The organism is Coralloluteibacterium thermophilum (assembly GCF_042654365.1).
GTDB classification, from domain to species: Bacteria; Pseudomonadota; Gammaproteobacteria; order Xanthomonadales; family Xanthomonadaceae; genus Coralloluteibacterium; species Coralloluteibacterium thermophilum.
Genome location: NZ_JBHSGG010000010.1, coordinates 1 through 23,576, shown reverse-complemented (window position 1 = coordinate 23,576; position 23,576 = coordinate 1). Strand labels below are relative to the sequence as shown.

The 23,576-nt window shown below is 71.7% G+C and carries 19 protein-coding genes; 3 read left to right on the top strand and 16 right to left on the bottom strand.

All coding sequences use genetic code 11. From position 1 onward, the window contains the following. Positions 1–17 precede the first annotated feature (17 nt). Positions 18–671, top strand: coding sequence for a response regulator (locus ACFO3Q_RS04225; RefSeq protein WP_377003389.1), 654 nt, complete (start codon positions 18–20; stop codon positions 669–671). 59 nt (positions 672–730) lie between these two features. Here ACFO3Q_RS04225 and ACFO3Q_RS04220 read toward each other — a convergent pair whose 3' ends face one another. The 4 genes from ACFO3Q_RS04220 to ACFO3Q_RS04205 all read right to left on the bottom strand — a co-directional run bounded on the left by ACFO3Q_RS04220 (position 731) and on the right by ACFO3Q_RS04205 (position 9,167). Then, positions 731–2,410 (bottom strand): ABC1 kinase family protein, encoded by a 1,680-nt coding sequence (locus tag ACFO3Q_RS04220; protein WP_465251327.1) that lies wholly within the window; start codon positions 2,408–2,410, stop codon positions 731–733. An 85-nt stretch (positions 2,411–2,495) separates the two neighbouring features. Further along, positions 2,496–5,825, bottom strand: coding sequence for a hybrid sensor histidine kinase/response regulator (locus ACFO3Q_RS04215; RefSeq protein WP_377003387.1), 3,330 nt, complete (start codon positions 5,823–5,825; stop codon positions 2,496–2,498). Between the two features lie 22 nt (positions 5,826–5,847). After that, positions 5,848–6,909: an extracellular catalytic domain type 2 short-chain-length polyhydroxyalkanoate depolymerase gene (locus ACFO3Q_RS04210; RefSeq protein WP_377003386.1), complete on the bottom strand. Its 1,062-nt coding sequence runs from the start codon at positions 6,907–6,909 to the stop codon at positions 5,848–5,850. 11 nt (positions 6,910–6,920) lie between these two features. Further along, the gene (locus ACFO3Q_RS04205) at positions 6,921–9,167 is read right to left on the bottom strand and encodes a TonB-dependent receptor (RefSeq protein WP_377003385.1); all 2,247 of its coding nucleotides are present in this window, start codon (positions 9,165–9,167) and stop codon (positions 6,921–6,923) included. A gap of 167 nt (positions 9,168–9,334) precedes the next feature. On the opposite strand from ACFO3Q_RS04205, the gene ACFO3Q_RS04200 reads away from it, so the two are divergent. Next, positions 9,335–10,732 (top strand): GntP family permease, encoded by a 1,398-nt coding sequence (locus ACFO3Q_RS04200; protein WP_377003384.1) that lies wholly within the window; start codon positions 9,335–9,337, stop codon positions 10,730–10,732. A 1,048-nt stretch (positions 10,733–11,780) separates the two neighbouring features. Here ACFO3Q_RS04200 and pnp read toward each other — a convergent pair. From pnp to rimP, 7 genes are all read right to left on the bottom strand, one after another. Beyond that, on the bottom strand, positions 11,781–13,886 hold the full coding sequence (gene pnp / locus ACFO3Q_RS04195) for a polyribonucleotide nucleotidyltransferase (protein ID WP_377003383.1): 2,106 nt from the start codon (positions 13,884–13,886) through the stop codon (positions 11,781–11,783). Between the two features lie 27 nt (positions 13,887–13,913). Continuing rightward, positions 13,914–14,174, bottom strand: a complete 261-nt coding sequence (rpsO, locus tag ACFO3Q_RS04190) for a 30S ribosomal protein S15 (RefSeq protein WP_377003382.1) — start codon at positions 14,172–14,174, stop codon at positions 13,914–13,916. A gap of 195 nt (positions 14,175–14,369) precedes the next feature. Beyond that, the gene (gene truB / locus ACFO3Q_RS04185; protein ID WP_377003381.1) at positions 14,370–15,317 is read right to left on the bottom strand and encodes a tRNA pseudouridine(55) synthase TruB; all 948 of its coding nucleotides are present in this window, start codon (positions 15,315–15,317) and stop codon (positions 14,370–14,372) included. Positions 15,318–15,356: 39 nt separating this feature from the next. Further along, entirely contained in the window at positions 15,357–15,773 is a 417-nt protein-coding gene (gene rbfA, locus ACFO3Q_RS04180) for a 30S ribosome-binding factor RbfA (RefSeq protein WP_377003380.1), read from the bottom strand. A gap of 4 nt (positions 15,774–15,777) precedes the next feature. Then, a complete protein-coding gene (gene infB, locus ACFO3Q_RS04175) occupies positions 15,778–18,444 on the bottom strand; it encodes a translation initiation factor IF-2 (RefSeq protein WP_377003379.1) in 2,667 nt (888 codons plus the stop codon). Positions 18,445–18,545: 101 nt separating this feature from the next. Beyond that, a complete protein-coding gene (gene nusA, locus ACFO3Q_RS04170) occupies positions 18,546–20,051 on the bottom strand; it encodes a transcription termination factor NusA (RefSeq protein ID WP_377003378.1) in 1,506 nt (501 codons plus the stop codon). A 4-nt stretch (positions 20,052–20,055) separates the two neighbouring features. Continuing rightward, complete coding sequence (rimP, locus tag ACFO3Q_RS04165) at positions 20,056–20,640, bottom strand: ribosome maturation factor RimP (RefSeq protein WP_377003377.1); 585 nt, start codon at positions 20,638–20,640, stop codon at positions 20,056–20,058. Positions 20,641–21,106: 466 nt separating this feature from the next. Between rimP and ACFO3Q_RS04160 the strand changes: the two genes are divergently transcribed. Continuing rightward, on the top strand, positions 21,107–21,484 hold the full coding sequence (locus ACFO3Q_RS04160; RefSeq protein ID WP_377003376.1) for a hypothetical protein: 378 nt from the start codon (positions 21,107–21,109) through the stop codon (positions 21,482–21,484). 189 nt (positions 21,485–21,673) lie between these two features. Here the strand turns inward: ACFO3Q_RS04160 and ACFO3Q_RS04155 are convergent, their stop codons facing one another. The 5 genes from ACFO3Q_RS04155 to ACFO3Q_RS04135 all read right to left on the bottom strand — a co-directional run. After that, positions 21,674–22,039 (bottom strand): hypothetical protein, encoded by a 366-nt coding sequence (locus tag ACFO3Q_RS04155; protein ID WP_377003375.1) that lies wholly within the window; start codon positions 22,037–22,039, stop codon positions 21,674–21,676. Further along, positions 22,036–22,356 carry a hypothetical protein gene (locus ACFO3Q_RS04150; RefSeq protein ID WP_377003374.1) on the bottom strand — a complete coding sequence of 107 codons (321 nt, stop codon included), beginning with the start codon at positions 22,354–22,356 and terminating at the stop codon, positions 22,036–22,038. The genes ACFO3Q_RS04155 and ACFO3Q_RS04150 overlap by 4 nt, the downstream gene beginning before the upstream one ends. Continuing rightward, entirely contained in the window at positions 22,353–22,769 is a 417-nt protein-coding gene (locus ACFO3Q_RS04145) for a hypothetical protein (protein WP_377003373.1), read from the bottom strand. The genes ACFO3Q_RS04150 and ACFO3Q_RS04145 overlap by 4 nt, the downstream gene beginning before the upstream one ends. Then, complete coding sequence (locus ACFO3Q_RS04140) at positions 22,766–23,314, bottom strand: glycoside hydrolase family protein (RefSeq protein WP_377003372.1); 549 nt, start codon at positions 23,312–23,314, stop codon at positions 22,766–22,768. The genes ACFO3Q_RS04145 and ACFO3Q_RS04140 overlap by 4 nt, the downstream gene beginning before the upstream one ends. Before the next feature lie 45 nt (positions 23,315–23,359). Next, positions 23,360–23,576 (bottom strand): hypothetical protein (locus ACFO3Q_RS04135; RefSeq protein WP_377003371.1); only part of this gene is annotated, 217 nt, incomplete at its 5' end.

The window sequence follows — 23,576 nt, the reverse complement described above, 5'->3', positions numbered from 1 at the left end:
CGCCGGGCGCGCTCCGCATGCAGTTCCTGATCGCCGACGACCACCCGCTCTACCGCATGGCCCTGCGCCAGGCGCTGGCCGAGTGCGAGCCCGGCGCGACCGTCGAGGAGGCCGAGGACATCGACGGCGTGCAGCGCGCGCTGGCCGCGCGCCCTGACACCGACCTCGTCCTGCTCGACCTGCACATGCCCGGCGCGCACGGGCTCGCCGGGCTGGCCGCCCTGCGCGGCGCGCATCCGGCGGTGGCGGTGGTGATCGTCTCGGCGCACGAGGACCCGGCAACGGTCCGCCGCGCGCTCGACTTCGGCGCGGCCGGCTACATCCCCAAGCGCGCCGGGCTCGACCAGCTGCGCGCCGGGCTGCGGGCCGTGCTCGCCTGCGAGGAATGGCTGCCGCCGGACCTGCGCGCGGCGGTGGAACGCCTGGGCGACGCGCCGCGCGACCAGGACCTCGCGGCCCGGCTCGCCAGCCTCACCCTGCAGCAGTTCCGCGTGCTCAGCCTCGTGGCGGAAGGGCGTCTCAACAAGCAGATCGCCGATGCCCTCGACATCCAGGAGCGCACGGTGAAGGCGCACATGACCGCCGTGTTCGAGAAGCTCGGCGTGCGCAACCGCACCCAGGCCAGCGTCCTGCTCCGCTCCCTCGACGTCGCCGAGCCGAGAGGCGAGTGAGGGTGACGAGGAAGCGCTCCTCCTCGTTTCTCGCTCCTCCGCATTCACTTCTCGCTCCGCTACCGCCCTCCCCCGCTCCGCCAGATCGACACCAGCAGCCACACGCCGGCCACGCCCGCGCCGAGGAAGCCGAGCAGGCCGAAGGCCGGCAGGCCCAGCAGGGTCGGGCCGCCGCGCGCGGTGAGCGCGATGGAGGAGCCCACGATCAGCGCGGCGATGACGATGCCGAGGGTGAGCCGGTTCACCGCGTGGGCGAACTGGTCGCCGAAGCGGCTCAGCCGCTCGACGTCGATGCGGAACCGGAGGTTGCCCTCGCGGCCGGCGCGCAGCAGGCGGCGCAGGTCGCGCGGCAGGTCGGCCAGCACGTCCGCCGTGTCCAGCGCGGCGCGCAGCCCGCGCCGGGCCAGGGCCTCGGGCGCATGCCGGGCCAGCATGGCGCGGCGCAGGAAGGGCGCGGCCTCGCCCACCATGTCGAACTCCGGATCGAGCCGCCGCCCCAGCCCCTCCATGGTCACGAACACCTTGATCAGCAGGGCCAGGTCCGGCGGCAGGGCCAGGCCGTGCGCGCGCAGCAGCCGGGTGACGTCGCCGAGCATGGCGCCGAGGTCGAGGTCCTTCAGCGGCAGGCCGTGGTAGCGGTCGACGAGGGCATCGACGTCTTCCGCAAGCCGCTCCTCCTCGACGTCCCCGCCGTGGGTCCAGTCGAGCAGCACGTCCACCGCCTGTCGGCTGTCGCGCTGCACGAGGCCGTGCAGCAGGCGCACCACCTGCGCGCGGCGGGCCTCCGAGAGGTGCCCGACCATGCCGTAGTCGATCAGGGCGATGTCGCCGCCGGGCAGCGCGAACACGTTGCCGGCATGCGGGTCGGCATGGAAGAAACCGTCCTCGAACACCATCCGCAGCATCGCCCGCGCGCCCTGGCGCGCGAGGCGGTGGCGGTCGATCCCGGCCGCGTCCAGCGCGGCGAGGTCCGACACCGGCGCGCCCTCGATCCGCGCCTGCACGTTGGTGCGGGTCGTGGTCCATTCCCAGTACACGCGCGGCACCACCAGCCCCTCGCGGCCGGCGAAGGCGGCGGCGATCCGCTCGGCGTTGCGGCACTCGGCGGCGAGGTCGAGCTCGCGGCCCAGCGAGTCCTTGAACTGGCGCACCACCTCGACCGGACGGAAGCGGCGCCAGCCGGGCGATTCCTCCTCGACGAACCGCGCGACGCGCGCGAGCAGGCGCATGTCGGCCTGGATGTGGGCCTCGATGCCGGGGCGGCGCACCTTGACCACCACCGGCGTCCCGTCCGCCAGCCGCGCGGCATGCACCTGGGCGATGGAGGCCGCGGCCAGCGGCTCGGGATCGAACGCCGCGAACAGCGCCTCGGGCGGCGCGCCGAGGGCGGCCTCGATCTCGCCCCGGATGGCCTCCACCGGCACCGGCGGCGCGTGGCTCTGCAGGCGTTCCAGTTCGGCGATCCACTCCGGCCCCAGCAGGTCGACGCGCGTCGCCAGCACCTGGCCGAGCTTGACGAAGGTCGGCCCCATGTCCTCCAGTGCGCGCCGCACGCGCACAGGCTCGGGAAGCTCCACCAGCTCCTTCAGGTGGGTGAGCGGGAGCACGCTTCCCGCGCGTTCCAGCAGTCCGGCGAGACCGAGCCTGCGCACCAGATCCCCGAAGCCGTAGCGGACCAGGATGCTGGCGAGTTCGTGCACGCGGCCGAGGTCGCGCATGGCGCTGAGGCTGCTGGCGATCACGCGGTGCTCCCGATGTGCGGTGGACGACCTCCAGAGCGTGCCATGGCTGCGCGTCGGCGGCGCGCATCCGGCCGCTCCGCGCTCACGCCGGCGGAACCGGTGCGCCCTGGCGGCCCAGGAAGCGCGCCAGCAGCGACTTCAGCGCGAGCGGCTTGAGCGGCTTGTGCAGCAGGTGGGCGCCGGCCGCACCCACCGCGGCGCGCGTGGCCTCGTCGTGGTCGGCGGTGATGATCACGGTCGGGCGCGGGCCGGTCTGCGCGAACAGCCGCTGCTGGAGCGCCAGGCCGGTGGCCCCACCGTCGAGGTGGTAGTCGAGCAGCAGGACGTCCGGCGGCGCCGTCGCGGCCAGCGCGCAGGCGTCCTCCGGGCCGCGCGCGGCCAGCACCTCGCAGCCCCAGCCGCCCAGGAGGGCCTGCATGCCGCGCAGCACCGCGGGGTCGTTGTCGACCACCAGCACGCGCCCGCGCGGCGCCCGTGCGCTCTCCACGGGGGCGGGCGCCACGGTCGCCGGCGCTGCGGCCACCGGCACGCGCACCGAGAACACCGTGCCGCGCCCGGGCTCGGAGCGCAGCCGCAGCGGATGCCCGAGCAGGCGCGCCATGCGCTCGGCGATCGACAGGCCGAGCCCCAGGCCCTGCCCGCCGCGGTCGAGCCGCCGGAACTCCTCGAAGATCAGCGTGCGATCGGCCGCGGCGATGCCGGGACCGGTGTCCCAGACCTCGATCTCGACCTCGGCGCCGCGCCGGCGCACGCCGAGGAGGATGCGCCCGCGCGCGGTGTAGCGCACCGCGTTGGCGAGGAAGTTCTGCAGCACGCGGCGCAGCAGTTGCGCATCGGTGCGCACCCACTGCCGCGAGACCCGGCAGCGCAGCGCGAGGCCCTTCTCGCGGGCGAGCACGCCGAACTCGCTGGCGAGGCCGGCGAGCAGCGGCTCCAGCGCCACCGCCTCGATGCGCGGCGCCACTCCGCCGGCATCCAACCGCGAGACGTCGAGCAGCCCCGACAGCAGGGTCTCGGCCGAGCCCAGCGCGCCGTCGATGTTGGCGACCGCCTCCCGGTAGCCGGCGGCGCCGGCATCGCCGCCGACCTGCTGCGCCAGCGCGTGGGTGAACAACCGCGCGGCGTTCAGCGGCTGCGCGAGGTCGTGGCTCACCGTGGCGAGGAAGCGGCTCTTGGCCTGGTTGGCGCGCTCGGCCTCGGCACTGGCCCGCGCCAGCGCCTCGGTCCGCTCGGCGACGCGCTGTTCCAGCGTGGCCGCGACCTCGGTCAGCTCGGCCTCGGTGCGGCGGAAGGCGGTGACGTCGGTGAAGGTCGCGACGAAGCCGCCGCCGGGCATCGGGTTTCCCCGGATCTCGACCACCGCCCCGTCCGGGAAACGCCGCTCCGCGACGTAGGGCGTGCCGGCGCGCATGTGCGCGCTGCGCCGCGCCACGGCGGCCTCGAGCGCCGCGCCCGACAGCCCGTCGCGGGCGAGGTTGTGGCGCACCAGCTCCGCCACCGGCACGCCCACCTGCAGCAGCGCCGGTGGGTAGTCGAAGCGCTCGGCGTAGCGCGCGTTCCAGGCGACCAGGCGCAGCTCCGCATCGACCACGCTGATGCCCTGGGTCATGTTCTCCAGCGCTGCCTCCAGCACGCGCTGGTTGAAGCGCAGCGCCTGCGACGCCTCGCCGACGATGGCGGCCACCGTGTCGAGATCGCGGCCGTGTTCGCGCGCGGCCGCATCCAGCAGCAGCCGCGCCGAGGCGCTGCCCAGCACCGCGGCGAGCTCGCGCTCCACGCGCTGCGCCACCCCCCGCGGCACCGGCCCGGCCTCGGGCGCGCCGTCCAGGGCCTCGCGCAGGCGCCGCGGCGCGAGGAAGCGGTCGGCCGCGGCCTCCAGCGTGTGCCGGTCCGGCAGGGCGCGCTGCGCGGTGGCGCCGCTGCGGCGCTGCCCCAGCAACAGCGTGACCGCGAAACCGGTCGCCAGGCTGGCGGCGACCGCGCGGCCGAGCCGGCTCCACTCGCCGAGGCCCAGGAAGCCGTCCGGCGACAGCCAGGCCAGGCCGGCCGGCCAGACCGCCCCGCCGTCGAGCAGGTCGGGCATCAGCAGGGTCCAGGCCCAGACCGCAAAGCTCGCCACCAGCCCGGCCACCACCGCCTGCGGCGGCGTCTGCGGCCGGAACACGGCGAACAGCACCGCCGGCGCCAGCGTGGCGAGCGCGGAGAACGAGGTCGCACCGAGATCGGCCAGGGCCTCGCTGCCGGAGGTCGCACGGCTGTAGACCCAGGCGGCCAGCACCAGCGCCAGGATGGCGACCCGGCGCTGCATCAGCACCGCGCCGCGCAGGTCGCCGCGCCGCTGCGCCCAGGCGCCGCGGACCAGCAGCGGGGTGATCCAGTGGTTGCCGATCATCACGCTGAGGGTCAGCGTGGCGAGGATGACCATGCCCGTCGCCGCCGACAGCCCGCCGAGGAAGGCGAGCAGGGCCAGGCCCTCCTGCCCCTGCGACAGCGGCAGGGCGAGCACGTAGAGGTCGGAGGGCACCCCCAGCGGCGCCAGCCAGGCCTCGCCGACGCGGGCGAGCGGGAGGATCGGCAGCGCGATCAGCAGCATGTACAGCGGGAACAGCCAGCGCGCGGTGCGCAGGTGGCGGGTGTCCTGGCACTCGACCGCGCCCACGTGGAACTGGTGCGGCAGCACGAACATGGCCAGCGCGCCGAGCAGGATGAGCGCCGGGAAGCCCGAGGTGTCGCCGACCGGCGGCGGCACCGGCGCGGCGCCCGCGGGCGCGGCCGGCATCCCGAGCAGGAACACGCCGACCGCGAGCATGGCGCCGAGCTTGAGCACCGCCTCCATCGCCACCGCCAGCACCAGCCCGCGGTTGTGCTCGACCGCCGAGGCACGACGGGTGCCGAACAGCATCGCGAAGACCGCCATGGCCAGCGCGACGTACAGCGCACTGTCCTGCCACGGCGGCGGGGCGAGCTCGCTGGCGCGGGTGACCAGGCCGAAGCTCATGGCGACCGCCTTCAGCTGCAGCGCCACGTAGGGAAGGATGCCCAGCACCGCCACCGCCGTGACGGTCGCGGCCAGCCAGGAGTTCTTGCCCAGCCGCGTGGCGATGAGGTCGGCGACCGAGGTGGCGTTGTGCTCGCGCGCCAGCCGCACCAGCCGGCGCAGGAAGGCGAAGCCGAACAGGTACAGCAGGATCGCGCCGACGAAGGTCGGCGGCACCGGCCAGCCGGAACCCGCCGCCTGCGTCACCGTGCCGTAGAAGGTCCACGAGGTGCAGTGCACCGCCAGCGAGAGGCTGTAGACCAGCGCCCAGCCGCGCGCCGGCCCCGGCGGCCGGCGCTCGCCCCAGACCGCGATGCCGAACAGCACCGCCAGCCACACCAGGCCGGCGGCGACGACGCTGCCGGCGCTCAGCACGCCGGCAGCGCCATGGCCGGCGTCAGCGCGGCCGCGCCAGCGCGTCCAGCGCGGCGCTCAGCCAGCGCAGCTGCACGCCGTCGCGGGTGTCGTAGTCGGTTCCCGAGTAGCCCCACCAGTCCCAGCACGCCTTCGGATTGAGCGGCGCATAGCTTGCGCGCGTCTGCGGGTAGAGCACCACCAGGTCGCGGGCATCGGCCTGGCGGTTGAAGCCGGCGTCGCGGACGAAGGCCTCGCCCACGGCGCCGGCGTTCTGGTCGCAGCCGTGCAGCGCCACCACCACGCCGCAGTCGCGCTCGCGGCACTGGGCGGGCACGTAGACGTAGCCGGTGTCGGCGAGGAAGGCATCCGCGCCGCCGGGGCGCAGCGCGTCCTGGTCGAAGGCCAGGAGTTCGCCCTGGGCCTGCGCGGGCGGCGCCCCCGGCGCCGGCCCGAGGAGGGCGTCGAGCGCGGCACCGGCGGCGTCGAACCCGCAGGCGCCCAGGAAGGGGCTGGCGGTCTCGCCGCAGGCCACGCCGGCATCGCCGTCGGTGGGCAGCAGGTGTCCGAAGGCGCGGCCGCCGTCGTAGCGCACCTCCAGGCCCGGCGCGTCCTCGGCGAGGGCGCGGTAGACGGCGACGGTCGCATCGACCACCGCCTCGCCCACGACCGGGTCGGCGCTGCCCCGCAGCACCCACACGCGGTCGCCGGCGAGGCCCTCCAGCGGACCGATGCGCCCGTCCGCCGCACGCGCGCGGATGTCCGCGACGAGGGCCTCCGCGTCCGGCGCCGGCTCGCCCTTCATGCAGCTGCCGAGCGCGACCTGCAGGTCGCCGCCGGCACAGCCGTAGGGCGGCCCGGCCACCAGGCCGACGCCGACGAAGCGCTCCGGATGGGCCAGGTGCGCCTGGGTCGCGAAGGCCGCCCCGGAGGACAGGCCGACCAGCACGACCCGCTGGGCGTCCACGCCCAGCGCCGGCAGCGGCTGGGCGTCGGGCGCGGGGGCGGCACAGGCCGCCAGCACCGCACCCGCCGCCACCGCCAGGACGCGCGCCGCCGCCCGGTGAGGATCGCGCGCCCTGCCCCGTGTTCCGCTGCTGTCCACCGCGTGCTCCGTCAGAAGTTGTAGCGGACCGACGCGTAGTAGTTGCGCGGCCATGCGTAGTAGGCGGTCTGGATGTTCGCCACGTTGGAGAACTCCTGGCCGTCGGTCTTGTACACCTCGTCGGTCAGGTTGCGCACGCCGGCGCGCACCTGCCAGCGATAGTCGGGCGAGTCCCACACGCCGAACAGGCCGTAGACGGTGTAGGCGTCCTGCTTCAGCACGTCGCGGTTGTCGACCGACAGCCAGGTGTCGTCGCGGTAGGACGCGTCCGCGCCCACGGTCAGCACGCCGGCATCGCCGATGTAGAAGCTCTGGGTCAGCGCGATGCGGGCGCTCCACTCCGGCGAGAACGGCACGTGCGCGTGGCTGACGCTCGGGTTGTAGAACGGCGAGGCCGGGTCGGTGCGCGGATCGTCGAAGCGGTCGTAGCTCGCATCGAGCCAGGACACCTGGCCCGAGAGGCGGGTGCCCTGCCCCAGCAGCGCCACGCCTTCGAACTCGACGCCGTCGATGGTCAGCGCCGCGGCGTTGATGACCGGGAAGTCGCTCGGCGTCTCGCCGGCCACGCGGGCCTGGAAGTCCTTGTACTCGCTGCGGAAGGCGGCCACACCGCCCTGCAGGCGGCGGTTCGCCGAGGCGAACTTGAGGCCGGCCTCGTAGGTCCAGACGGTCTCGGGATCGAACTCGGCGTTGGCCACCTCGGCGGCGTTGTTGGCGCGGCCGTTGAAGCCGCCGGACTTGAAGCCGCGGTTCGCGGAGACGTAGCCCATCAGCTCGTCGCTGAAGGCCTTCTGCAGGCTGATCGAGGGCGTCCAGGCGTCCCAGCTGCCGCGGGCCTCGAAGGCCACGGTCTCGTCGAGCGACTCGAACGGCGCGCCCCAGAACGTGCTGGTGGTGCGCGCGTAGTCCTTGGTCTCGCTGGTGTAGCGCAGGCCGGTGGACAGGGTCCAGGTCGGCACGAACTCCCAGGTGGTGTGCACGAAGGCCGCGTAGCTCTCGGTGTCGAGGTGGTCGGCGATGGTGCGGCGGAAGGCCAGCGGCGCGCCGGCGAAGGCGAAGATGTCGTCGCCGAAGGCGATCTGCTCCGACGGCACCACCTCGTTGAGGTAATACAGGCCGTACACGCCCTGGAAATTGGAGCCGTTGTCGAACTGCAGCTGCAGTTCCTGGCTGACCTGGCGCTGGTTCAGGCCGACGAAGACGTCGCCCAGCTCGTACTCGGAGGCGTCGATGTCGATGAAGGACGCCGTCTCCAGGCGCCGGTAGCCGGTGATGCTCTTGAAGGTCCAGTCGCCGCCGTTCCAGGTGAGCGTCGCCGAACCGCCCTTGTGGGTGAGCTCCTGGCCCTGGTCGGGACCGAACGAGGTGCGCGAGCGGAAGTCGTACTCCCCGGTGGGCGCCGGCAGCAGCACCACGTTGCCCAGCGCCAGGTCGGTCTGGATCAGCGGCGCCTCGGGACGGCCGAGGGTGAGCGCGTTGTTCTGGCGGGTGTAGTCCACGCTGAACACCGCGCTGAAGTCGTCCGACGGCGTGACCGCGAGCTTGAGGCGCGCGGCGCGGGTGTCGTCCTCGTTGAAGCGGCGGCCGGTGTCGGGATCGCGCACGTAGCCATCGTTGTCGGTGTTCACCGCCGCGAGGCTGGCAGAGACGGTGTCGCTGAAGGGCATGGCGCCGTAGAAGCGCTGCTCCAGCCGGCCGTGGTCGCCGACCGTCAGCTCGACCGCGCCCTCGCGCTCCTGCCCCGGCGTGCGCGTGGTGACCTTGATCGCGCCGCCGGTGGAGTTCTTGCCGTACAGCGTGCCCTGCGGCCCGCGCAGCACTTCCACCTGCTGGATGTCGAACAGGCTGAACAGCGCACCGTTGATGCGCGAGTAGTAGACGTCGTCGACGTACATGCCGACGCCGGGATCGAAGGTCTGCAGCGCGTCGGGCTGGCCGATGCCGCGGATGAACACGTTGACGCTGTTCGACGAGCCGCGGCCCTGCACGATGTTGAGGTTGGGCACGGCGCCCTGCAGGCCGTCGACGTTGTTCGCCTGCAGCTCGCGCAGGTCGTCCTGGTCGAAGGCGGTGACCGCCACCGGCACGTCCTGGGCCGACTCCTCGCGGCGGCGCGCGGTGACGGTGATGGTGTCGAGCGTCTGCGCACTCGGGCGGTCGCTGCCGGCGGCGGTCGCCTGCGGCGTGTCCTGCGCGAGTGCGGTGCCGGACAGCGCGAGGGCGACGCCCACGGCCAGACTCAGATGGGTGCGCTGCATGGTCCTCTCCCCTTTGGGTGTTCTTGTCGTGCGGCCGGAGTCCGACCGATGACGCGAGAGCCTAGGCGGGGTGCGCGCGCGGCGGCATCGTACCTTGGTCCAGTGGGATGCGCGCCCGCGGGCTTCGACACTCGGCGCCGGGGAAAAAACCGCGTACGGAGCGCCTGATGTCCTTCCTGATCGTCCTTGCGGCGCTGAGCTTCCTGATGTTCGTCGCCTACAGGGGCTACAGCGTGATCATCTTCGCCCCGGTGGCGGCGCTGGGCGCGGTGCTGCTGACCGACCCGTCCCTGGTGGCGCCGATGTTCACCGGCCTGTTCATGGACAAGATGGCGGGCTTCCTCAAGCTGTACTTCCCGGTCTTCATGCTCGGCGCCATCTTCGGCAAGCTGATCGAGATCTCCGGCTTCTCCAAGTCCATCGTCGCCGCGACCATCCGCCTGTTCGGCGCGCAGCGCGCGATGCTGTCGATCGTCGCGGTGTGCGCGCTGCTGACCTACGGCGGCGTGTCGCTGTTCGTCGTCGTGTTCGCGGTCTATCCGTTCGCGGCGGAGCTGTTCCGCCAGAGCGACATCCCCAAGCGGCTCATTCCCGGCACCATCGCGCTGGGCGCCTTCACCTTCACCATGATGGCGCTGCCCGGCACGCCGCAGATCCAGAACATCATCCCGACCGCGTTCTTCGGCACGGACTCCTGGGCCGCGCCGGTGCTGGGCACGGTGGGCTCGGTGCTGATCCTCGCGCTGGGCATGGCCTACCTCGAATGGCGCCGGCGACGCGCGCTCGCCGCCGGCGAGGGCTACGGCACCGACCTGCGCAACGAGCCCGAGCCCTACGTCGGCGACCGCCTCGCCCATCCGCTGGTCGCGCTGCTGCCGCTGGTGCTGGTGGGCGTGTCGAACAAGCTGTTCACCCTCCTCATCCCCTACCTGTACGGCGACGTGCACAGCTTCGTCCCTGCGGTCATGGGCGATGTGGCGCCGGTGGTGCAGGAGGTCCCCCGGGTGGCGGCGATCTGGGCGGTGCAGGGTGCGCTGCTGGTCGGCATCCTGGCGGTGCTGGCACTGGCATGGCGGCCGGTGACGCGGAAGTTCGCCGACGGCACCAGGACGGCGATCGGCGGCGCCCTGCTGGCCTCGATGAACACCGCATCCGAGTACGGCTTCGGCGCGGTGATCGCCGCCCTGCCCGGCTTCCTGCTGGTCGCCAACAGCCTCAACGCCATCCCCGATCCACTGGTCAACGAGGCGATCACGGTGACCGCGCTCGCCGGCATCACCGGCTCGGCCTCGGGCGGCATGAGCATCGCCCTGGCCGCGATGGCCGAGAGCTTCATCGCCAACGCCCAGGCCGCGGGCATTCCGATGGACGTGCTGCACCGCGTCGCCGCGATGGCCTCCGGCGGCATGGACACCCTGCCCCACAACGGTGCGGTCATCACCCTGCTCGCGGTCACCGGCCTCACCCACCGCCAGTCCTACGGCGACATCTTCGCCATCACCGTGATCAGCACGGCGGTGGTGTTCGTGGTGATCGGCCTGTTCTACCTCACCGGGTGGGTGTGACGGCGGTGAACGAGAGGAGCGAGTGGGAGGAGTGAGAAACGAGTGGGCGCGCAGCCTCCTCGTTTCTCATTCCCCTTTCTCGCGCCCCGGACAAAGCGCCCCCTCCCCAGCCCTCCCCCGCTGTCCGCGGGGGAGGGAGTAACAGCGGCGCTTCGCGTGCACGATGGCGAGCGAGAAGCTCCACGCCCACGCGACCCACTCCTTCCCCCGCCTGCGGGGGAAGGCCGGGATGGGGGTGAGCGCGCGCAGCGCGCGGCTCGACGCGAGCGGAGAAGAAACGGGATGAGCAGCCGCATGTTCCTCGGCTCTCGCTCCTCCTCACTCACTCCTGCCCCAAGCGCCCCCTCCCCAGCCCTCCCGCTGTCCGCGGGGGAGGGGGTAAGAGCGGTGCTTCGCGTGCACGATGGAGGAGCGAAGGCTCCATGCCCACGCGACCCGCTCCTTCCCCTGCCTGCGGGGGAAGGCTGGGATGGGGGAGCGCGCGCAGCGCGCGGCTCGACGTGAGCGGAGAGGAAACGAGGATGAGCAGCCGCACGTTCCTCGGTTCTCGCTCCTCCTCACTCACTCCTGCCCCAGGCGCCCCCTCCCCAGCCCTCCCCCGCTGTCCGCGGGGGAGGGGGTAAGAGCGGTGCTTCGCGTGCACGATGGAGGAGCGAAGGCTCCATGCCCGCGCGACCCGCTCCTTCCCCCGCCTGCGGGGGAAGGCCGGGATGGGGGTGAGCGCGCACAGCGCGGCTCGACGCGAGCGGAGAGGAAACGAGAATGAGCAGCCGCACGTTCCTCGGTTCTCGCTCCTCCTCACTCACTCCTGCCCCAGGCGCCCCTCCCCAGCCCTCCCCCGCTGTCCGCGGGGGAGGGGGTAACAGCGGCGCTTCGCGTGCACGACGGCGGAGCGAAGGCTCCATGCCCGCGCGACCCGCTCCTTCCCCCGCCTGCGGGGGAAGGCCGGGATGGGGGTGAGCGCGCAGCGCGGCTCCACTTCGCTGTCGAACAGGCAAAGAAAAAGGCGGGCCGAAGCCCGCCTTCCTCATCGCTGCGCTGCGGCCGGTCAGGCCTGGGCGGCGGCGTCTTCCTCGATGGCCTTGATCGACAGGCGGATGCGGCCCTGCTTGTCGACCTCGAGCACCTTGACCTTGACCACGTCGCCTTCCTTGAGCTTGTCGGAGACCTTCTCGACGCGCTCGCTGGAGATCTGCGAGACGTGCACGAGGCCGTCCTTGCCCGGGGCGATGGTGACGAAGGCGCCGAAGTCCATGATCTTGGCGACCTTGCCCTCGTAGATCCGGCCCGGCTCGACGTCGGACGTGATCTGCTCGATGCGCGACTTCGCCGCCTGCGCGGCCGCCGCGTTGACCGAGGCGATGACGATGGTGCCGTCGTCCTGGATGTCGATCTGCGTGCCGGTCTCCTTGGTGATGGCCTGGATGGTCGAGCCACCCTTGCCGATCACCTCGCGGATCTTGTCCGGATGGATCTTGAGCGTGAGCAGGCGCGGCGCGAAGTCCGACAGCTCGCCACGCGGGGCGGAGAGCGAGTTCGCCATCTCGCCGAGGATGTGCAGCCGACCGGCCTTCGCCTGGTTCAGCGCCACCTTCATGATCTCCTCGGTGATGCCCTCGATCTTGATGTCCATCTGCAGGGCGGAGATGCCCTCGGCGGTACCGGCCACCTTGAAGTCCATGTCGCCGAGGTGGTCCTCGTCGCCGAGGATGTCGGACAGCACCACGAACTCGTCGCCTTCCTTCACCAGGCCCATGGCGATGCCCGCGACCGGCGCCTTGACCGGCACGCCCGCGTCCATCAGCGCCAGGGAGGAACCGCACACCGAGGCCATCGAGGACGAGCCGTTCGACTCGGTGATCTCCGACACCACGCGGATGGTGTAGGGGAACTCCTCCATCGTCGGCATCACCGCGAGCACGCCGCGCTTGGCGAGGCGGCCGTGGCCGATCTCGCGACGCTTCGGGCCCATCATGCGGCCGGCCTCGCCCACCGAGTACGGCGGGAAGTTGTAGTGGAACAGGAAGTGTTCCTTGTACTCGCCCGAGACGGCGTCGATGACCTGGCCGTCGCGCGCGGTACCGAGGGTGGTGACCACCAGCGCCTGGGTCTCGCCACGGGTGAACAGCGCCGAGCCGTGGGTGCGCGGCAGCACGCCGACGCGGGTGGTGATCGGGCGCACGGTGTCCAGCGCGCGGCCGTCGATGCGGACCTTGGAGGTCAGCACGGCCTGGCGCATGGTCTGGTACTCGAGCTCGCCGAACTCCTTGGCGAGTTCGGCCTGCGACCAGCCGCTGGCCTCGGCGTGCGGGGCGACGGCGGCGAGCACTTCCTTCTTGATCGCCGCGATGGCGTCGCGGCGCTCGAGCTTGTTGCGGATGGTGAAGGCCTGGGTCAGGCGATCGCCCACCTGCGCCTTGAGCGCCGACACCAGCGCCTCGTTGCGGGCCGGCGCCTGCCAGTCCCACTTGGCGACGCCGACTTCGGCGGCCAGCTCGTTGATGGCGTTGATCGCGGCCTGCATCTCGCGGTGGCCGAACATCACCGCGCCGAGCATCACGTCCTCGGACAGCAGCTCCGCCTCGGACTCGACCATCAGCACCGCGTTGGCGGTACCGGCGACCACGAGCTCGAGCTTGGACTCCTTGAGCTCGGTGGCGGTCGGGTTGAGCAGGTACTGGCCGTCCTTGTAGCCGACCTTGGCGGCACCGATCGGGCCGGCGAAGGGCAGGCCCGAGAGGGCGAGCGCCGCGGAGGCGCCGATGAGAGCCGGGATGTCGCCGTCGACCTCCGGATTCAGCGAGACGACGGTCGCGATGATCTGGACTTCGTTGTGGAAGCCTTCCGGGAACAGCGGACGGATCGGGCGGTCGATCAGACGCGAGGTCAGCGTCTCCTTCTCGCTCGGGCGCGCCTCACGCTTGAAGAAGCCGCCGGGGATGCGTCCGCCGGCGTAGAACTTCTCCTGGTAGTCCACCGTGAGCGGGAAGAAGTCCATGCCCTCGCGCACGTTCTTGTTGCCGACGGCGGTGACCAGCACCACGGTACCGTCGACACTGACAAGCACGGCGCCGCCGGCCTGACGGGCAATTTCGCCCGTTTCCAGAGTGACCTGGTGGTGTCCGTACTGGAACGTCTTGGTTACTTTTGCCACGTAGTTCTCTCCTCGGCTCGCGCCGGATTAACGACGGATACCGAGACGGCCGATCAGATCGCGGTAGCGCTCGGCGTCCTTGCTCTTCAGGTAGTCGAGCAGGCTGCGGCGCTGGTTGACCAGCATGAGCAGGCCACGGCGGGAATGATGGTCGTGCTTGTGGATCTTGAAGTGGCCGGTCAGCTGCTCGATGCGGGCCGACAGCAGCGCGATCTGGACTTCCGGCGAGCCGGTGTCGTTCGGGCCGCGCTTGTACTCTTCAATGATCTTCTGGGTGTCGATGGACATGTGTGCTCTCTAGATGCGTAGCGTGCAGAAACGCGAATCCGGCCGATCTGACGATCGACCGCGACGCACCGCTGCGCCCGCCGGTTGGGTGTTGCCAGGAAAAAGGCGCGAAATTGTAGCCCGGCCGCAGGCTTAGGAACAAGGCGAGTCCCGCGTGCAGGCGGCGTGAAGGGCGCAGACCCCGCCACGACGCCTTCAGGCGCCCGTCGCGGCCGCGGCCCAGCGGAACAACCGCTGCGGATGCAGCAGCCCGCCCGCGTCGATCCGGGCCAGGCCCAGCGCGCGGCCGTCCGCGCCGTACACCGCGGTCTCGCCCTCGCCCGCGCGGCCGGGCGCCAGCCGCACGCGCTGGCCCCGGGCGAAGCGGAAGGCCTCGTCGGCGGCGAGTTCGAGCCGCGGCCACGCGACCAGCGCGGCCTCGACCGGCAGCACCAGCGCGTCCAGGGCCTCGGCACCGTCGCGCCCGGCGCGCTCGCGCAGGGCGTCCAGGGTGTGCATGGGCACGGCGCGGAAGGGATCCACCCACAGCCGCCGCAGCGCGCCGACGTGGGCGCCGCAGCCGAGCGCCTCCCCGAGGTCACGCACCAGGCTGCGCACGTAGGTGCCGGAGCCGCACTCCACCTCCAGCTCGATGCGCCCGTCGTCGATGCGCAGGCACTCGAAGCGGTGCACCTCGACCTCGCGTTCGGGAACCTCGATGGCCTCGCCGCGCCGCGCCTTCGCGTACAGCGGTTCCCCGCCCTGCTTGAGGGCGGAGTAGATCGGCGGACGCTGCCGGATGCGCCCGCGCAGCGGCGCCAGGGTGCGCTCGACGAGGGCGGCATCGAGGGCGGGCACGGGACGCTCGCGCAGGACCTGCCCGTCGGCATCCTCGGTATCGGTGGTGCGGCCGAGGATGGCGGTGGTGCGGTAGGCCTTGCGCGCGCCCAGCAGGCCGCCGGCGAGCTTGGTCGCCTCGCCGAAGCACAGCGGCAGCAGTCCGGTCGCGAGCGGATCGAGGGCGCCGGTGTGGCCGGCCTTGGCCGCGCGCAGCAGATGCCGCGCACGCTGCAGCGCCTGGTTGGAGCTCAGGCCCTGGGGCTTGTCCAGCAGCAGGATGCCGTCCAGCTCGCGGAAGGCGGTACGGGAACGCGGCGCGCTCATGGTCTGGCGGAGAACGACCCGGCCGACGGGCCTCGGCGCTCAGCGCGCCGAGGGATCCGCATCGCCCGCGTCGGCATCGTCGTCGCTGACTGCTGCGTCGGACTCGCCGGCGGCCACGTCGCGCAGCAGCGCGTCGATGCGCTGGCCGCGGTCCATGGAATCGTCGTGGTGGAAGTGCAGCTCGGGGATCGAGCGCATGCGCAGCATGCGCCCGAGCTGGAAGCGGATCTCCCGCGCGAGCTCCCTGAGCGCCTTGACGCCCTCCGCCGCGCGCTCCGCCTGGAGCACGGTGACGAACACCTTGGCGTGGGCGAGGTCGCGCGTGACCTCGACGTCCGACACGCTCATCGACGGCAGCCCGTGCTCGCGGACCGCCGCGTGCACGAGCTGGCCGATCTCGCGCCGCAGCTGGGCTGCGACGCGGTCGGTGCGGTGGAAGGACTTGTTGCCGGGCATCGGATCAGAGCGTCCGCGCGACTTCGATGCGCTCGAAGCACTCGATCTGGTCGCCCGGCTTGACGTCGTTGTACTGCTTCACCGCGATGCCGCACTCGGTGCCGGCGCGCACCTCGTCGACGTTCTCCTTGAAGCGGCGCAACGACTCCAGCTCGCCCTCGAAGATGACCGTGTTGTCGCGGAGCACGCGGATCGGCTTGTTCCGGCGCACCACGCCCTCGACCACCATCGAGCCGGCGACCGCGCCGAACTTGGAGCTGCGGAACACGTCGCGCACCTCGGCGGTGCCGATGATCTCCTCGCGGATCTCCATGCCGAGGAGGCCCGAGGCGACCTGCTTCACCTGGTCGATGACGTCGTAGATGATCGAGAAGTAGCGCAGATCCAGGCCGCTGGTCTCGATGACCTTGCGCGCGGAGGCGTCCGCACGGACGTTGAAGCCGATGATGGTGGCCTTGGAGGCCGCCGCGCGGGTGGCGTCGGACTCGGTGATGCCGCCCACGCCCGACACGATCACGTTGATCTTGATCATGTCGTTCGAGAGCGCCGTCAGCGCCTCGCGCAGCGCCTCCGCCGAACCCTGGACGTCCGCCTTGATGACCAGGTTCAGCTGCTGCTGATCGCCCTGGCCCATCTGGGCCATGATGTCCTCCATGCGCTGTGCGCCCTGCGCGCCGAGGCGCGACTCGCGCAGCTTGGCCTCGCGCTGCTGCGCGACCTCCTTCGCCAGGCGCTCGTCGGCCACGACCACGAAGTCGTCGCCGGCCGCGGACACGCCCGACAGGCCGAGCACCTGCACGGGGATCGACGGGCCCGCGGACTGCACCTGCTTGCCGTTCTCGTCGAACAGCGCGCGGACGCGGCCGTAGTGCACGCCGCACACCATGTAGTCGCCGCGGTTGAGCGTGCCCTGCTGCACCAGCACGGTCGCCACCGGGCCGCGGCCCTTGTCCAGCGCGGCCTCGACGACCACGCCGGCGGCGCGGGCATCGTACACCGCGGTCAGTTCGAGCACCTCGGCCTGCAGGACGATCGCATCGAGCAGGTCGTCGACGCCCTGGCCGGTCTTGGCCGAGATCGGGACCATCTGCACGTCGCCGCCGAAGTCCTCGGCGACCACGTCGTGCTGGATCAGCTCCTGCTTCACGCGGTCGGGGTTGGCATCGGACTTGTCGATCTTGTTGATGGCGACGATCAGCGGCACCTTCGCGGCGCGCGCGTGCTGGATCGCCTCGATCGTCTGCGGCATGACGCCGTCGTCGGCCGCCACCACCAGCACCACGATGTCGGTGAGCTTGGCGCCGCGGGCGCGCATCGAGGTGAAGGCCGCATGGCCCGGGGTGTCGAGGAAGCTGACCACGCCCTTGTCGGTCTCGACGTGATAGGCGCCGATGTGCTGGGTGATGCCGCCCGCCTCGCCCGAGGCGACCTTGGTGCGGCGGATGTAGTCCAGCAGCGAGGTCTTGCCGTGGTCGACGTGGCCCATGATGGTGACCACCGGCGGACGGGCGCTGCGCTCGCCGTCGAGCTCCAGGTGCGCCTCGAGCGCGGACTCGGCGTCGTTCTCCTGGGCGCGGACGGCGGTATGGCCGAGCTCCTCGACCACAAGCACGGCGGTGTCGTGGTCGATCGACTGGTTGATGGTCGCCATCACGCCCATCTTGAACAGCGCCTTGACCACGTCGGCGCCCTTGATCGCCAGCTTCTGCGCGAGATCGGACACGACGATGTTGTCGCCGATGGCGACCTCGCGGGCCACCGGCGCGGTCGGACGCGCGAAGCCGTGGGCGCCGCCGCCGGTGCGGGCCGGCTCGGCCATGCGGCCGCGGACGCCCTTCTTCTTGCCGGAGCTGCGCCGCGCGCGGTCGCTGTCGGAGAGGTGCATCGGCCCCGAGCCGAAGCGCTTGCCGCCACGCTCCTCGCGCTCGTCGGCACCGCCGCGGGCGCCCTTGCCCGGACGGCCGCCCGGCGCCAGCGCCGGCGCGGCGGGCATGGCCGCGGCGGCGGCCGCAGCGGCACGGCGCTCCTCGTCGCGCTTGCGCGTGTCGATGAGGATGGTGGGATTGGCGGGACGGATCGAGATGCGGTCCTCGTCGACGGTGCGCGGCGGCCGCGAGGCGATCGCTTCGGCGCGCGCGCGCGCCTCGGCCTCGGCACGCTCGGCCTCCTCGCGCGCGGCGGCTTCCTGAGCGGCCTGCGCCTCGGCCTCGAGGCGCCGGGCCTCGGCCTCGCGCTCGGCCTCGCTGCGGGCGGCCTCGGCCTCCTGGCGCGCCTGCTCCTCGGCGGCCTGCTGGCTGCGCGATTCCTCGAGCTTGCGCTGGGCCTCCTCGCGCTCCGCGTCGGGCGAACCCTCGACCTCGGTCCGCTTGACGTAGGTGCGCTTCTGCCGGACCTCGACGTTGACGGTGGTCTTGCTCTTGCCGGCGGCGACCGTGATCTCCTGCACCTTGCGGCGCTTGAGCGTGATCTGCTTGGGCGTCTCCGCCTCGGTGGGCTTCTCCGCCTTGCCGTGAGTGCGGCGCAGGAAGCCAAGCAGCTTCATCTTCTCGGTCGGCGTCACCACCTGGTCCGGCCCGCTGAAGGTCATGCCCGCGTCGGCGAGCTGCTCCATGAGCTTCTCGACGGGCGTGCCGACCAGCTTGGCGAGCGTACGTACGGTGACTTCGGACATGTGACTTCCTGTTCCTGCTTCGGGTCGCGCCCTTTGGCGCGCCCCCTTGACTTGGGCCCGTTGCCGGGCTCGGGATTCTACTCTTGCCGGGTCCGGCGGGCTCAGCCCGCCTTCTCCAGGCGCTCGATCTCGGCGGCGCGGGCCGCGAGGATCAGCGCCGCGGCGTGCTCGGCGTCCATCCCCTCGATGTCGAGGATGTCGTCGACCGCCTGCTCGGCCAGGTCGTCCGCGCTGACGATGCCGCGGGCGGCCATGACGTAGGCGGTGGCCTCGTCCATGCCCGGCAGCGCCAGCAGGTCGTCCGCCGGCTTGTTCTCCTCGAGGCCTTCCTCGACCGCCAGCGCCTCGTTGAGCAGCGCGTCGCGGGCGCGGGCGCGGAGTTCCTCGACGATGTCCTCGTCGAAGCCCTCGACCGCCAGCAGCTCGCCGACCGGGACGTAGGCGATCTCCTCGATGGTGGTGAAGCCCTCGGTGACCAGGATGCCGGCGATCTCCTCGTCGACCTCCAGCTTCTCCTGGAACAGGGCGCGGGCGGCGGCCTGCTCGGCCTCGCTCTTGGCGACCACCTGGTCCTGGGTCATCACGTTGAGCTGCCAGCCGGTCAGGCGGCTGGCGAGGCGCACGTTCTGGCCACCCTTGCCGATCGCCTGCGCGAGCTTGTCCTCGGCGACCGCGAGGTCCATCGAGTGCTTCTCTTCGTCGACGATGATCGACTGCACCTCGGCCGGGGCCATGGCGTTGATCACCAGCTGGGCCGGGTTGTCCGACCACAGCACGATGTCGATGCGCTCGCCGTTGAGCTCGTTGGACACCGCCTGCACGCGCGAGCCGCGCATGCCGATGCAGGCGCCGATGGGATCGGTACGGGTGTCGTGGGCGATGACGGCGATCTTGGCGCGGTCGCCCGGGTCGCGGGCGGCGGCCTTGATCTCGACCAGGCCCTGCCCGACCTCCGGCACCTCGAGCTTGAACAGCTCCATCATGAATTCCGGCGCGGCGCGGCTGATGAACAGCTGCGGGCCGCGGACCTCGGAACGCACGTCGTAGAGATAGCCGCGCACGCGGTCGCCCGGGCGCAGCACGTCGCGCGGGATGCCCTTGTCCTTCGGGATGAAGGCCTCGGCGTTGCCGCCCAGATCGACGTAGATGTTGCCGCGCTCCGCGCGCTTGACCACGCCGATCACCAGCTCGCCGACGCGGTCCTTCCACGCGTCGACCACCTGGGCGCGCTCGGCCTCGCGCACGCGCTGCACGATCACCTGCTTGGCGGCCTGCGCGGCGATGCGGCCGAACTCGGCGTTCTCGACCTGCTCCTCGACGAAGTCGCCGACCTGGACGCCTTCCTTCTCGTCGACCGCGTCCATCAGGCGGATCTGGCGCTCGGGCGACTCCATCACGACGTCATCGGGCACGACCTCCCAGCGGCGGAAGGTCTCGTACTCGCCGGTCTTCGGGTCGATGTGGACGCGCATGGCGACGTCCTGGTCGGGATAGCGCTTCTTCGCGGCCGAGGCCAGCGCGGCCTCCATCGCCTCGACGATCACCTCGCGCGGCACGCCCTTCTCGTTGGCGACCGCCTCGACCACCATCAACAGTTCCTTGCTCATGGTCCTACTGCTCCGCGTCCGGCGACTCGTCGCCTGAAGTGTTGGAATCGTGCGCGCCGCCATCGGCGCGACGCGCGTTCTTCTTGCCCTTGCCGGTCTTGCCGGCGGTGTCCAGCCCGAGCGCCACGAAGTCCGGGACCACCCGCGCCTTCTCGACGTTGCCGTGCGCGACCGCGACCTCGCCACCGTCGACGTCCAGCGCGAAGCCCGCGGCGTCGGCGCGGAGGATGCGCCCCTGCAGGCGACGCCGGCCGTCCTGCGGCAGGCGCAGGGTGACCTTCACCGTCTCGCCGCGGTAGCGCGCGAAATGCTCCGGCGCGAACAGCGGGCGGTCCAGCCCCGGCGAGGAGACCTCGAGCACGTACTGCCCGGAGATCGGATCCTCGACGTCGAGCACCGCCGACACCTCGCGGCTGACCGCCTCGCAGTCGTCCAGGGTGACGGGACGCTCGCCCGCATCGATGTACAGGCGCAGCAGCGCACGCGACGGTGCCGGCAGGTATTCGACGCCCCACAGTTCCAGACCCAGGCCCAGCGCGGCCACGGTCGGTGACAGCAGTTCGGCGATCTGGTCTGTCTTGTTGGACAAGGGCGATGGCTTCCGTCGCGAGGGGGGAAAACAAAAAAGGGCCCGACGGCCCTTTTCCGGTACATCCAGGTTCCGGCGTCGGTTCCCGGAGCGGAAAACCGACTCAGGCCAGGAAAGAAAAGAGCCTCACTAGGAGGCTCTTTCACATCCTGAGCTGGTAGCGGGGGCAGGATACGTTCCTTATCTTAGCGAACCGATCCGGATCGTGCTCGCCCGCAGCAGACGCCCATTGTAGTCGCGCTTTCTCCGAACGCGCAACGCCGAGCTGATCATGTTCAGCTCTTGGTGCCGTAGCCCCGGCGCCGGGTCTTGCCCTCGACCTTGAGCGCCGACTCCACATCCCTGCCAGCGCCGCGGCGTGTGCCCAGGGCGTCCGGGGCAGGGGTAGATTGACCCACCCGTGCCCCTCTCGCGTCGGCAGGGCGCGCACCGAGGGGTAGGAAAACCGCATCGCTGGAGCGCAGCAATGCCTCACCCCGACGTCGAGCCAGGCGATCCCCGGGACTACACCGCGTACTCGATCCACGGTCGCGGGCGGATGCTGAGCACCCCGCTGCTGGAGCACTGCGAGCTGCTCGCGCGCACCGCTTCTGGCTACCTCGAGTGGTGGGTCGGCGACTTCAGCGCTGTCGCCGGCTGGCTCTCTGACGACGCGCCGACAGGCACATTGGAGTGGCGAGTGATCGCGTGGCGCGAACTCGGCGGTGTCCAGCGGCCCGAGCTCGCTGAGGACTGCGGCGGCCTGGAGTGCCTACACGGCCGCCCGCTCGACGAGTTCGCGCCGCTGCGGAACCGCGACGAGTGGATGCGCAGGCAGGCGGAGTCGCTCGTCGCCCCTCGCTGAGTCGGCGCCTATCGGATGACGCCCTGCTCCCGCAGGCGCTCGAGGCAGGCCTGTTCCCCGCGGCGGTTGATCCTCTCCTCCTCCAGGATGCTCAGCACAGTCGCAGCCCAGCGGGGGCCGTGCTGGATCCACGCCTCGATCGAGTCCAGAGGGACCGGCGGTACAGCCGGGGTCGCCGGCTCCCGGCAGTCAACCGCCGGCGGCAGCGTTGGCGGCGGCTCGGGCAGCTTCGACCGCGTCGCGCAGGCCGTCAGGAACAGGGCCGCGGCAATCAGCAGGCACTTCGATCGGCACATGGATGATGCGCTCCTGGATGATGGCGGCGGTCTCGCGGGCAGCGCTCCGTTCGGCGTCCGTGTCTGCGCGCGCGGCACGCTCAGCGAGGACCGCAGCCCGATCCCGGGCGTCGGCTGCGCGCCTCAGGGCGTCGTCGATGCCTGCGATGCGGTCGTGACATGCGGCGGTCTGCTCCGTCTCCTCGTGCGCGCGGCCGAGCTGGTATGCAAGCCAGAGCAGGCCAGCCGCGAGGCTCACCGCGAACACGTAGCGGATCACGCTACGGGCTCCGCGCCGAGACCTTTGACCTGGGAGCGCAGCAGGTCCACCTCGACCTTGAACCGCGCGATGAGGGCCTCGGCCTCCGCCAGGTCGCGGCGCAGCTTCTGCTCGTTCGCGTGACGCGTCGCGATCTCCTCGTCGAGCTGCGTGCGGAGGCGCGCGACCAACTGTCCCAAGCGCTTGGCGTCTTGGGTCAGCCCCTCGTAGATCACGTCCTCCGCCTTGCCGTTTCGGAGGGCTCGGAAGCCGACGATGCCTGTGATGACCGTGATCAGGGTGCCGATGAAGGTGAGCAGGATCTGCGTATCGGTCACGCCTGCCTCCTGTCGCGCGGCGTCGCGCCTGTCCGCATGAGGACCCACATCGCCCCGAGGGGCAGCACGACCAGCGGAGAGCCCAAGGCATTGGCATCGCTCAGCAGGACGGCCGGGCCGAGGTACGTCAGCACCCAGACCAGGCACATCAGCCCGTTGGACAGCCACGCGCACCACGGCCGGCTGTTGCGGTCCAGCAGGCGCCACCCCATGAGCAGTGCCGATCCGAAGTGCAGTGCCGCCCATCCCGCCGGCGCAGCGACGTAGCCAAGCGCGGTCAGCCTCGCGCCCTCCAGCCAACCGACCGGCCCTGCCGCCATGGCGAGGCCCTGGAACAGCGACGCAACGACCAGGCCGGCCATCGTCGGCCGGGTGGATCCTTCCCGCAGCGCCCTGGCGAGCTCCAACGTCATGCCCGCCCCGTCTCGATCATGCGGATGACGCGCTCCGCTCGCGTCGGCGTCTGCCGGTACCACAGCGAGTTCCGGAGGTTGGCGCCGGCCGCAGCCCAGTCGCGCCGCTCGATCATCGCCAGAGAGTTCGTGAAGCCGCGCAGGCCCGCTCCGCCGAGCTGGAACCGCATGTTGATCAGCGCCCGCGCCCGCACCGGGTCGTCTTGGACGGCGCGCCAGGCCGGCAGGTCGGCGAGATCCGACCGGCACGCCGCGATGTCGTTCGCCAGAAGCAGGTTGATCTCGGCGTCGGTGAGCCGGCCGCCCTTCCGCTTGTCGATGAGTCGGCCGACACCGATGGTCCAGTAGCCGAGATGATCCTGGTAGGCATGCGGCACCACGCCCTCGTCTCGGCGAAGCTCGGCGATCAGGATCGGGTCCTCGCCCGGTGCCGCGCCCCGCACCGAGATGGCCTCCAGCAGCGCGAGGTGGGTACGCGGCCCGTAGACCCCATCGGCGGGAACACCGAGCATGCGCTGCACTGCGAGGGTCTGGTCGCGGTTCATGCTGCGCAGGGTGCCCCCCGTGCGCGGCGAATCAACGGCCGCGCGCTACTGCGCTTCCAAGGCCGCGACGCGCGCCTCCAGGCTCTCTTGCCGCTGCGCGAGACCGCGCAGCACGAACCACGCTAGCTCGCTGGGGCGGAGGCTGTAGCGGTCTCCGGCCGGGGCCGCCTCCTGCACAACAGCACTACCCGCAGCACGGACCAGGTTGCCCTCGTCGTCGTACTCGTCCGGCCACTCCTCGCGAATCTCGTGCTGCTCGTCC